Source organism: Amycolatopsis sp. FBCC-B4732, assembly GCF_023008405.1.
Taxonomy (GTDB): Bacteria; Actinomycetota; Actinomycetes; order Mycobacteriales; family Pseudonocardiaceae; genus Amycolatopsis; species Amycolatopsis pretoriensis_A.
In genome coordinates this window covers 8919880-8931149 of the sequence record NZ_CP095376.1, presented here as the reverse complement: position 1 = coordinate 8931149, position 11270 = coordinate 8919880, and the positions used below count along the sequence as shown (strand labels likewise).

The 11270-nt window shown below is 73.7% G+C and carries 9 protein-coding genes; 2 read left to right on the top strand and 7 right to left on the bottom strand.

Annotation, left to right across the window (positions count from 1 at the left end):
* Window positions 1-77: 77 nt before the first annotated feature.
* The 3 genes from MUY14_RS40435 to MUY14_RS40425 are packed head-to-tail and all read right to left on the bottom strand — an operon-like array spanning window position 78 to window position 2766.
* Window positions 78-563 (bottom strand): hypothetical protein, encoded by a 486-nt coding sequence (locus MUY14_RS40435; protein WP_247017621.1) that lies wholly within the window; start codon window positions 561-563, stop codon window positions 78-80.
* The gene (locus MUY14_RS40430) at window positions 560-1135 is read right to left on the bottom strand and encodes a sigma-70 family RNA polymerase sigma factor (RefSeq protein ID WP_315863241.1); all 576 of its coding nucleotides are present in this window, start codon (window positions 1133-1135) and stop codon (window positions 560-562) included. Before MUY14_RS40430 ends, MUY14_RS40435 begins: the two co-directional genes overlap by 4 nt.
* Window positions 1132-2766 (bottom strand): S8 family serine peptidase, encoded by a 1635-nt coding sequence (locus tag MUY14_RS40425; RefSeq protein WP_247017617.1) that lies wholly within the window; start codon window positions 2764-2766, stop codon window positions 1132-1134. The genes MUY14_RS40430 and MUY14_RS40425 overlap by 4 nt, the downstream gene beginning before the upstream one ends.
* Before the next feature lie 183 nt (window positions 2767-2949).
* Here MUY14_RS40425 and MUY14_RS40420 point away from each other — a divergent pair, with 183 nt between their 5' ends.
* Window positions 2950-6081 (top strand): RHS repeat domain-containing protein, encoded by a 3132-nt coding sequence (locus MUY14_RS40420; RefSeq protein WP_247017615.1) that lies wholly within the window; start codon window positions 2950-2952, stop codon window positions 6079-6081.
* On the opposite strand, the gene MUY14_RS40415 is transcribed toward MUY14_RS40420, so the two are convergent.
* From MUY14_RS40415 to MUY14_RS40405, 3 genes are all read right to left on the bottom strand, one after another.
* On the bottom strand, window positions 6068-6709 hold the full coding sequence (locus MUY14_RS40415; RefSeq protein WP_247017613.1) for a hypothetical protein: 642 nt from the start codon (window positions 6707-6709) through the stop codon (window positions 6068-6070). The genes MUY14_RS40420 and MUY14_RS40415 overlap by 14 nt on opposite strands.
* A 149-nt stretch (window positions 6710-6858) precedes the next feature.
* Window positions 6859-7740, bottom strand: a complete 882-nt coding sequence (locus MUY14_RS40410) for a sigma-70 family RNA polymerase sigma factor (RefSeq protein WP_247017611.1) — start codon at window positions 7738-7740, stop codon at window positions 6859-6861.
* A gap of 192 nt (window positions 7741-7932) precedes the next feature.
* A complete protein-coding gene (locus MUY14_RS40405; RefSeq protein WP_247017609.1) occupies window positions 7933-8556 on the bottom strand; it encodes a hypothetical protein in 624 nt (207 codons plus the stop codon).
* 67 nt (window positions 8557-8623) lie between these two features.
* Between MUY14_RS40405 and MUY14_RS40400 the strand changes: the two genes are divergently transcribed.
* Window positions 8624-9796, top strand: coding sequence for a DUF2716 domain-containing protein (locus MUY14_RS40400; protein ID WP_247017607.1), 1173 nt, complete (start codon window positions 8624-8626; stop codon window positions 9794-9796).
* Here MUY14_RS40400 and MUY14_RS40395 read toward each other — a convergent pair.
* The gene (locus MUY14_RS40395; protein WP_247017605.1) at window positions 9785-11014 is read right to left on the bottom strand and encodes a S53 family peptidase; all 1230 of its coding nucleotides are present in this window, start codon (window positions 11012-11014) and stop codon (window positions 9785-9787) included. The two genes, MUY14_RS40400 and MUY14_RS40395, sit on opposite strands and share 12 nt — an antisense overlap.
* Window positions 11015-11270: the final 256 nt, after the last annotated feature.

Genomic DNA, 11270 nt, shown 5'->3' with positions numbered 1-11270 from the left:
GAGTCGTTCATGACGCCAGACGCGGTGAACGACCCGTTCATGACGTCCGGCGGGCGGGCGGACGGGGCGGGCGGGGCTCAGAGTTCGATGGCCGGCGTGCTCACCGTCCTCGACCTGCCGAGCGTGCGCACCAGCACCTGCACCATCCCGTGCGGCACCCCGTTGACCGCGAAGCGCCCCTCGGCGTCCGACGTGGTCGTCAAGGGGCCGTTCGCCGTGCGGACCTCGATCGGGTGCTCGGCGGGCGGGGTCAGCCACCCGTCCAAGCGGATCGTGCCCGCCGCTTCGGGACTCACGTTCACCATGATCGTCAGGCTCTCGCTGTCGAAAGTGATGAGCCGCCCCTGCTCGGCGGCGCTTCGCGTGACGGCGAAGCCCTCCTGCTCGCGGATGCGCATCACTTCCAGGTCGACGTCCTCCAGCGCGATGGCGAAGCGGATCTGCTCCACCAGCGTGGCGGGCATCGGGTCGGCGTCTTCCCACAGCTCGCGCACGCCGGCGAGGAGCCGGAAGTCGAGCTCGTCCAACGGCTCGTTCGCGCCTGGTGGTTCGACGGTGGTCACAGCCAATCTCCTTCGCCGTTGGCGAGTAGCTGCTCGCGCAGGCGCGCGAGGCAACGTCCCCTGGTCGGGCCGATACTCCCCCTCGGCATTCCCAGCCGGGCGCCGACTTCGGCGTAGTCCGGCCGGTGCACGAACGCCACGATCCGCAGCAGGCTGCGGCAGCGTTCGGGCAGGTTGTCGACCGCGCGCCAAAGCCGCACGCGCTGGTCTTCACGCAGCACCCCCTCCTCGGGTGCCGGTGCCGCTCCGGTCAGCCGCTCCGGCAGCTCCGGAAGCGGCCGTTCGACCTGGCGCTTTTCCCCAGTCCGCCAGGCCTCCCGTTTGGTCACGGTGATCAGCCAGCCGGTCAGCGCGACCGGCGAGCGAATCTCCGTGAACGAGCCGAGCAGGCGCAGCCACGTCGTCTGCACGACGTCGCCCGCCTGGTCGGCGTCCAACCCCTGATCGCGCGCCACCTGCCAGAGCAGGGGCGTGAGCAGGGAAACCAGTTCGTCCAGCGCCGCGCGGTCGCCCTCCCGCGCTGCGTCGAACAGTGCCGCCACCCGGCTGTGGTCCGTTTTGGCCACGTTCACAGCGAACCCAGCGCGGACCAGGCCCGCTTGACGACCGTTTCGCGGTCGACCGTGGCCAGGTCTCCGGCGTGGTGCAGCAGGGCATTGCCGATCTCGGCGGCGGCGAGCGGCGCGGCGAACGACGTGCCGTCCCAGACCGCGAAGCCGGCGCTGTAGTCGTCGGGGTCGAAGGAGTTGCGGCCGAGCTCGGGCACCTGGTGGTCGGCGGCCGCGGTGCCGCGGACGTCGGTCGGGTAGGTGCTGACGACGCCGGCGCCGGTCGCCCAGCAGCGCACCCACGGGCCTTCGTTCGAGAACAGCGCCTTGCTGGTGGTGACGTCGGGGTTGAGCGCGCCGACGCTGATCACCTGCGGGCCGCAGCCGGGCCCGAGCGGCTGGTCGGCGAAGGCGGCCGGGTAGAAGCGGCGGGTCGTGGCGTCGTTGCCCGCGGCCGCGACGACCAGCACGCCGAGCCCGAGCAGCTCGGCGATGACCGAGCCGAACTGGCCGGTGAACGCGACGTCCGCCGGGTCCTCGACGTAGTAGCCCATCGAGATCGAGACGATGTCGACCAGGTCCTCGGGCCGGTTGTCCGCCTGCGCGTTCCGGACGCGGTCGGCGAGCAGGTGCAGCGCGAGCAGCACGTCGCCCTCGTACGCGACGCCGTCGCTGTGCACGACGCGGATCGCGAGCGTGTCGGCTTCGGGGCAGGCCTGCCGGATGATGCCGGCGATGAACAGGCCGTGCCCGGTGTCGGTGTCGATGTCGCCGATCAGCGGCTGGCCGGTCGTCGGCGCGTCCCAGTAGTCGGCGAGCAGCTGGGTCGGCAGGGTGCTCCCGGAGTCGACCTCGGCCTGCAGGATCGCGGCCTGGATGTCGGGTGCGACGGCGAGCCCGGAGCCGGGCGACGGCGGCCCGGAGCGGTCGGCCAGCCCGAACCACGGGTGCGGGCCGATGCCGGTGTCGAGCACGGCGATCACCGGCCGCCGGTGCGCGGGCTTGCGGCTGCGGTACGGCGGTTCGGCGGCCAGCGTCACCGGGATCCGGTTCGCGCCGTGGGTGCGCCCGTACGAGCTGCCCGCGCCGAACCCGCTGGTCTCCCAGGGCGTGCCGCCGAGGCCGCTGGTCTCCCACGGCACCCCGCCGAACACCGGCGACGTGAAGAGCAGGTGCTCGACGGACATCTCCTTGACGATTTCGGGGTCGATTTCGGGCTTCTCGCCCGAAGCCGCGGCCCGCAGCAGCTGCAGCGCCTTCCAGCAGTCGACGACGACCGGGTCGGAGTCCTCGCGGACCCGCAGCAGCGCGCGGACGGGCACGTCGGCGAGCTCCCGGACGCGGCCGTACCCCTGGTCGTCACCGCCGCCGTCGGCCGGGGTCGCGTAGATGCCGATGCGCGCGAGCACGCGGTTGATCGCGGCCAGCGCCTCCGGGTCGCGCAGGTACCGGTTGGGCAGGAGGAACGTGCCGGGCCGGTACACCGTCGTGCGCGGCACCGGCTGCCCGGCGGCGACGACCGCGGTCGCCGGGTCCAGCACGCGTGCGCCGTGCCGGTCGAGCAATTGCCTCGGCGGGGTCGGGAGCTCGTTCAGCGTGCTCGCGTCCTCCGCCGCAACTTCCGCGCCCTCGTCCCGGACGAACTTGACGACCATCGGGTCCACCCTCCGCCATTGATCACTGATGGCACCCGGGAAAGACCCGTGGGCCGCCACTGGGATACGACACGGAGATCTCGAATGGGTAACGACGACGGCAAACGGGTGACGACGTATCTGGCGCGCCCGGCTCACCCACTTGGCCCTGCGGAAGTCACGGATCCATGCGGGGAGATCACCATGGTTGTGCTCCGGTCGAGCACGCGGGAGGCGACCGCGCCGGCACCGGTCCGGGGTGGGGGCGGGACGTTCACCCCGGACCCGGCCACCGGCGGCGGGCGGTTCGCGGTGCCGCTCGACCTGCCGCCCGGTCCCGGCGGCAGCGCCCCGGCGCTGGCGCTGCGCTACACGACCGGCGCGCCCAACGGCCCGTTCGGCGGCGGGTTCGCGCTGCCGCTGCCGCACGTGCGCAAGACCGACGGCCACGCGCGGTCCGGGACGGCGGGCCGGCTCACCCGCCAGGGCGACGGCTTCGTGCTGACCACCCGGTCGGGCACCCGGCACTTCCTCGGCCCGGCCGGCGGCGACGGCTGGTACCTCGACCGGACCGAGGACGCGCTGGGCACGACGGCGACGTTCGGCTGGGCCCACCACAGCGGCCAGGCCTACCTCGCCCGCGTCGGCTACGGACCGTACGAAGTGGACTTCGCGTACGAGCCGCGGCCGGACGTGCTGCGCTGGGGCCGCGGCGGCACCCTCGTCACGACGGCGTTGCGCTGCGCGCGGATCGACCTGCGGGTGCCCACCGACCCGCGGCCGCTCGTCCGGCGGTGGACCCTCGGCTACGACCCCGACGACGTCACCGGCGCTTCGCTGCTGACGTCGGTGGCGCTGACCGGGTTCGACGCGCGGGGCGCCGAAGCCGCCGCCCCGGTGCTGCGGCTGGCCTACGCCCAGGTGGAAACCCCGGTGCCGCACCGGGTCCAGCTCGCCGCGAAGGCCCGCTCCGGCGGTGGCGTTTCGCTGCTCGACGCCGACGACACCGTGCCGTACTTCTCGTTCGAGGACCTTCCCCGCACCGGCCGGCTCAGCGAGATCGACAACGGCATCGGGCTGCGCACCGAAATCGAGTACACGACGGTGGAAACGATCCCGGTGGTCCGGCGCGTTTCCCGCCGCGAAACGGCCACCGGGCACGTGGGCGTGACCGAGTTCGACTACCACGACTGCCGGCTGCCGGTGTTCGGCCGGGTCGTCCAGGACGAGCTCGGCGACGAGCACGCGCCCACGCTGCGGACCGTGCGCTGGTTCGGCGACGACGGCCGGCTGGCCAAGGAAGAGACCTACGGCCTCGACGGCTCCCCCGAGCAGGACCGGCCGTACCGCCGGGTGGTGCACCTGCGCCGTCCACAGTGGACGCGTTCGGTCGTGAGCGAGTTCGAGCGGCGCCCGGACCCGGTTTCGGTCACCACGACCGAGACCGACCTCGACGCCGCCGGGAACCCGGCCCGGGTGGTCGAAACGGTCGAGCGGGCCGGCCGCGGGCCCGTCGTGCGCGACACCCGCACGACGTACGCGACCGACCCCGACGGCCGCTTCGCGGCACTGCCCGCGCGGGTCCGCACCGTGGACGGTAGCGGGAAGGTGTTGTCCGACCGGCTGTTCCGCTATGACGAGAACCCCGACGGCCGGGCCGGCGCGCACGGGCTGTGCACCGCGCGGGAGGAGCTGGTGCTCACCGACGCCCTCGTCGCCGACGTCTACGGCCCGGTGCCGCCGGACCTGCGCCACCACGGCTACCACCGCCGTCCGGGCGAGGACGGCTGGTGGATCACGACGTTCCACGGGCGGCTCGACACCGTCACCGGGCTGCGCACCGCCACGACCGACCCGCTCGGGCACACCGGCGAAGTGCGGTATTCGGCCGACCGCTGCTTCCCCGAGGTGGCCACGGATCCGCTCGGGAACGTGACGATCACGCGCCACGACGTCCGGACCGCGCGGGTGCGCGAGCTCGTCGACCCGGCGGGCGCGGTGACCACGGTGACCCACGACCCGTTGGGGCGCCCCGAAACCGTCGTCCGGCCGGGTGATTCGGCGGAGCTGCCGACCATCCGGTACCGCTACGACCTCCGCGGTCCGGCGCGGGTCACGACCGAGCAGCGCGCGGTGTCCGGCGAGGCGGAAGTGCTGCTGAGGACCGAGGTGCGCGACGGCGCCGGCCGGCTGCTGGAGCGGCGGCACGCCGAACTGCTCGGCGACGTCGTCGACGAGCGCCACGAGTACTGCGCGCGCGGGTTCCTGCGCCGGACGAGCCGGTCGTTCCGCGACGGCGATCGGCCGCCCCCGCCGGAGCAGTTCCGCTACGACGCGCTCGGCCGCCCGCTCGCCGGTCGTGAAGGCCCCCGCGAGGAACTTGAAGGTGGCCTTTGCGACCTGCTCGGGCGGGAACTGCGGAGCGACGACGGCGTCGTGCTGGTGCGGGACGCGGCGGGCAACCCGGTGGAGACGCGGACACCGGACGGGCACACGGTGTTCCGCGTCCACGACGCCGCCGGCCGGCCGGCGGCGGTGCTGGTCGACGACCCGCACGGCACCCCGCTCATCACGTTCACCCACCACGACGGCGGGCTCCCGGTCCCGCTCGGCGCCGGCCCGCACAGCTGCGGGCGGCTGGTGCGCGTGGCCGACGAGTCGGGCGTGACGCTGTTCGGCTACGACGCACTCGGCAACCCGGCCGAGAAGCGCTGGCGGCCCGCGCACGTGGCCGTCGAGTACCGCCTCGACGTGACGCGCCGCGCGGACGGCCGCCCGGCGAAGGTGGTCTACCCGGACGCCGGCGACGGCCGGCTGACGGTCCACCACCAGTACGACGAGGTCGGCAGGCTGGTGAGCGTGCCCGGCTTCGTCGACGCGGTGCACTACGACCTGCGCGGCCACCGCACGGCGGTCCACTACGCGAACGGCGTGAGCGAGGCGTGGACCGGCACCAGCCACGTGGTGAGCGGCCCGGGCGCCACCTGGACCCGCGAACTCGGCCCGGCCCCGGACCCGCAACCGTTGTGCGGCACGGAAATCCGCGACGCGTTCGACCACCTCCGAGGCGTCCACGGCGACGACGGCGTCAACGCCCTGTACGGCTACGACCACACGGGCCGCCGCGTCCGAACCCTGGTCACGGACGGCACACGCATCCACGAAGTCCTGACCCCGGACGAGCTGTACGCCATCGAGGACGGCGAGCTGGTGGCGGTGGTGGCGGGCGCGGTCCGCCGCCACGCGAACGGCAGACACCGCTACCTCCACTTCGACGGCGCAGCCGGAGTGGCGCTGGTGACCGACGAGAACGGCGCGGTGGTCACGGACCTGTGACCGGCGCGCCGCGGCTGAGCTGCGGTGGCGCGGGCGGCGCAGCAGCGGTGCGGCCGCAGCGGCAGCGCGCGGCGGCGGCGCGGATGTGGCGGCGGCGCAGCAGCAGCGCGGGCGGCAGCGGCGCCGCGGCGGCGCGGGCGGCAGCGGCAGCGGCGCGGCAGCGGCAGCGGCGCGGCAGCGGCAGCGGCAGCGGCAGCGGCAGCGGCGCGGCAGCGGCAGCGGCAGCGGCGCGGCAGCGGCAGCGGCGCGGCAGCGGCAGCGGCGCGGCAGCGGCAGCGGCGCGGCAGCGGCGCAGCGGCGGCGGCGCGGATGCGGCGGTGGCGGCGCGGCAGCAGCGCGAGCGCAGCGGCACGGGCCGCGCAGCGGCACGCCGGCGGCGCAGCGGCAGCAGCAGCGCGCGGGCAGCCGCCGCTGCGCGGCAGCTGCGCAGCGGTGCGGCAGCGGCGGCGCAGCAGCAGCGGCGGCGCGGCACCAACGCGGGCGGCGGTGGCGGCAGCAGCAGCTGCGCGGGCAGCGGTGGCGGCGCGCGGCATGGCAGCAGCGCGGGCGGCGGCAGTGGTGCAGCGGCTGCGCGACAGACAGCAGCAGTGCGGGCGGCGCAGCGGCAGCGCGGGCGGCGGCGGAACACCCATGCCCCAGCGGCCCTGTGCCCCGGCGGCCATCGGCATCTCGACAAGAGGCGCCCCACCGGCACCCGACCGCACCCGCTCGCCCCAGGTCTTGAATGAGTCATCCAGGACCTCCGAAGACCTGAACGACTCATTCAAGACACCACCGTCAGTCCAGCACCGCCAGATCCAAGCGCTCCAGCCGCTCGAGGTCCGCAAGAATGTCGATCTCCACGATCCGCCCGCCGGCCACCGTGAAGCCGAGCACCGAGAACGGCCGTCCGTCGCGGGTCGCCACCACGCCCGCCGCGCCGTTGACCAAAGCCCGGCGGACCACGCCGCCGCCTGCGCCGAGGCGGGAGAACGTCAGGGCCTGGTTGGCCACCGCCGCCGCGCCGCGGACCTCGTCCGAACCGCCGTGGGCCGCGCCGCGGTCGGCGCGTAGGACGACCTCCGGGTCCAGGACCGAGACCAGTGCGTCGAAGTCGCCGCCGCGGGCCGCGGCCAGGAAGGCGTCGACCACTTCGCGCTGGCGGGCCAGGTCCGGGTCCGGCGCCACCGGCGCGCCCTGCACCCGGCGGCGGGCGCGGCTGGCGAGCTGCCGGGTCGCCGCTTCGGACCGGCCGACGATCGGGGCGATCTCCTCGAACGGCATCGCGAACATGTCCCGCAGCACGAACGCCAGCCGCTCGCCCGGGGTGAGCGTGTCCAGCACGACCAGCAGCGCCAGCCCGACCGAGTCCGCCATCAGCACCTCGTGCTCGGGGCCGTCGTCGTCGCGGCTGACGATCGGGTCCGGCACCAGCGCGTCCCACGGCTCCTCGCGCCGCGCCTTGCGCGACCGCAGCATGTCGAGGCAGACGCGGCCGACGACCGTGGTCAGCCAGCCGCCCAGGTTCTCGACGGCGGCGCCGTCGCTCCGGCTCAACCGCAGCCACGACTCCTGGACGGCGTCCTCGGCTTCGCTCAGCGAGCCCAGCATCCGGTAGGCGACGGCCCGCAGGTGGTCGCGGTGGGTCTCGAAGCTCCGAGCCAGGAAATCGTCGTTCACGGGGCGGTCCTTTCGCGTGCGTCACCACCTTGACGTACCGCGCCCCGAAGATGTGACACGTCCGGTGATCCGCTCAGCGACGCGGGGAACAGCACCCCGTACACCACTTCGGCCCCGGTGACGCCGACCTCGGGCGCCACCGCGATCCGGATCGGCAACGACCGGGCCGGGGCACCGGATCCGGACCGGGTGTCACCGGGTCAGCTCGCGCAGCACCCGGGCCGGGTCGATGTCGACGGCGCGGCCCGGGTCCCCGTCCGCTTCGCTCCAGGCGACGGACGCCCACAGCTCGGCGTAGTCCCCGCGCTCGACGCCGGGCAGCTGCCAGGTGAGCCGCGCCCCGTCGAGCTCGACGGCGTCGGCGGCCAGCCGCCCCGACCAGTACGGCGGCACGTGCCGCCCCTCGAGGGAACAACGGCGCAGCGCCTCGACGTCGGGGCCGCCGACGCTCACCACGGCGTCGGCGGCCCCGACGGTGAAAGCGCCTTCCGCACCGGCAGCGTCCGGCGGCGGATCGGCGAGCTCGGCCTGGACGACGAACTCGCTGAGCGCTTCCCTGGCCAGCACGCGGAAGATGACGGTTTCGCGGGTGACGCCGGGCTGCTCGGGCCGGGTGGTCCCGGAAAGCACGTCGAGCCGCACGGACCGGTGCCGCCACCGGCACAGCCGCGCACCGGACCCGAGGCCCCAGGTCAGCTCCGGTCTGGCCGGCACGTCCCAGCCACCCACGCGGACGGCGAACCGCACGTCCCCGAGCGGGGTGAGAACGTCGAGCGCCCTCGACGGCGCTCGCGACAGCAGCTCGGTGTCCAGCATGCAGTCATCCTTACCCCGCACCGGGACCTCGCACGCAAAGGTCACCCGTCCGTGGACAATGGACAGTGTGCTGACCTCGTTCGACGCCCAGCTGCGCGGCCGCGTGCCCACGCTCCCACCGGTCGGTGCGGTGATCGAGCGCGACGGCGCGGTCGTGCGCACCCACTACGGCACCCACGGCGAGGTGGACCACGGCCCGCTCCCGGACGACGGCCTCGGCGCGCTGGTCGCCCGCCAGGTCGAGGCCTTCGCCCGCCGGAACGAGCCGGTGGTGTGGCCGGTGTACCGCCACGACGGCGACGCGCTGCCCGAGTTGCTGCGCGCGGCGGGGTTCACCGCGGAGCCGGAACGCGCGGTCCTCGTCCGTCCGATCGGGACGGACACCGCCCCGATCCCCGGTGTCAAGGCCGACTGGCTCTCGCTTCAGCGCGTCGCCGAGCTGGCCGGCGGCACCGGCCCGCACCGCCGTCCGTTCGCGGAGTTCCTCGCCGACTCGGCCCACCTGGACCGGGCGGCCGAAGTCCTGCTCGACGGCGACCGGGCCGCCTGGCTCGAAGCGGCCGGCGAGTTCGTGGTCGTGGGCGGGGTGACCGACCCGGGGTTCGCCGGCACGCTCGCCGGGCACGCCTGGAACAGCCCGGACGCGCGGTTCCTGCTCGCCGAAGCCACGGGTGCGCTGCGCGAAGCCTTCGAGGCGGCCGGGCTGCGCGAGATCACCACCGTCACCCGCTACCACCGGCCCTCGCCCGGCGAACCGGCGCGGACCCGGCCGGTCCGTCGCCTGTTTTCCGAGCCCGAGCACGACGACATCTGGGCCCGCTTCCGCGAGCGGTTCGCGTTCCGGCCCGACACCAGGGAGTTCCCCGGGATCACCGAACCGGCGAACTCGGCGACCTGGTACGTCGGCGACGCCGAGGACGCCGCCGTCGACCGGTTCCTCGCCACCATCTACAAGGGACTCCGCGAGTCCGTTGTGGACGGCGAAGAGCTGTACTGGCTCGACTGGCACCACGCCGGTTACCGCTTCGACCCCGCCCGGGTCGGCGGAGCCGGACCACGCCGGCCCGGCTCCGCCTTCCCGGGCGGGGACTACCACAGCTACCTAACCCGCGATCTCCGCCTGGGCACCTTCGGGCACCCGTGGGAGGAGACGATCTGCGTGTTCGGCGACCTCCGCACGCGGATCGACGCCGAACTGACCGCGGGGCTCGGAAAGCCGCTCCGGCGCTCAGAACCCTGACGTCCCGTGCGGCGTGCCCAACCCCGTCGGCCCGTCGTAGCCGGTGCCCGCCGTGCACAGGTACGTCCCGCCGCAACTGCCGTTGGAGCCCGACGTCACGTCGTACAATCCGTCGGTGTGCGCGTACGGGTACGACCCCGACGTCACGGAGTTCCCCGCCAGCGCGTACACGCTCGCGATCACCGGGGACGACAAGCTCGTGCCGCCGACCTGGATCCAGCCGTCCGCGCCCTGGGCGAGGCCCAGTGACAGCAGCAGGTCGCAGAACGACGAGCTGCCGCAGCTGTTGTACGTGTCGTAGACGCCGAGCCCGGTGGCCGGGTCCGCCACCGCCGAGACGTCCGCGACCGTCCTCTTCGCACACCCCGTGTCGTGCTGCCACGCCGGTTTCGCCTCCAGCGCGGAACACCCGGAGCCGCTGCCCTTCCACGTCGTCTCCGTCCAGCCGCGGGCGGTCGTCGTGGACTTCTTCAGGGTCGTGCCGCCCACCGCCGTGACGTACGGCGACGAAGCCGGCCAGCTGACGCCGTAGCCGGAGTCGCCCGAGGACGCCGTGACCGCGATGCCCGGGTGGTTCAGGTGGGCGTCCGCGGCGAGGATCGTCGAATCCTCGGTGCCGCCGTAGCTGTTGGAGATCGCCACCACGCCCGGCGTCGCCGCCGCGGTGTCGACCGCCGTCATCAGCGGGTCGGTGTCCGGGGAATTCGCTTCCACCAAGAGGATGTTGCAGTCCGGGCAGGTCGCCGACACCGCGTCGAGGTCGAGGCTGATCTCCATCGCCCAGCCGTAGTCGGGCGCGGGCAGCGGGCTCGCCGCGCCGTTCTGGTTGACCTTCTTGAAGCAGCCGTTGGCCGTCGTGCACGGCGAAAGCCCGCGCGCGGAACGGAACTTGGCCAAGTCGGCTTCGGCCGTCGGCGCGTCCTGAGCGTCCACAATGGCCACTGTCCTGCCGTTCGCGTGCAGCCCGCCGAGGTTGTACGCGGCTTGGATTTCGGCCGGCCCGTAGCCGACCGGGGTGGAATTCAGCAGTGGGCCGGAGCCCTTCGGTGACCGGATCGACTTGCCGAGGCAGTGGAACTTGCCCGAGGTGGCACAGCCGAAGTCGACGACGCCACCGCTCTGCAGCGGGACGGCTTCGGCGGTCGAGGTGGCCACCACCAGTGGGGCCGCGACGAGGGAGAGGACGACGAGGGATCGGAGCAACCGTGGAGGCGCCATTGCCTACTCCTCGGTAGAGGACGAGGTGTGGCACGGGATCGTCGCATGTCACTCGACCGAGGTCACCCGGCAGAAGGATGTTTCTCGGTTCAGTCATTCGCCCACCGCGCGGTCAATCGGGCAAAGAGCTACGAACCGCTTCACCCGTTCGCGTATTGGTCCAGACAAGTGTTACGTAAACGTGACCAAAGTGCCGGTAGCCGGGAGCTACTTTGTTGTGACTCACAACAAATGCCTCGTGGATCCCCAACGGCGG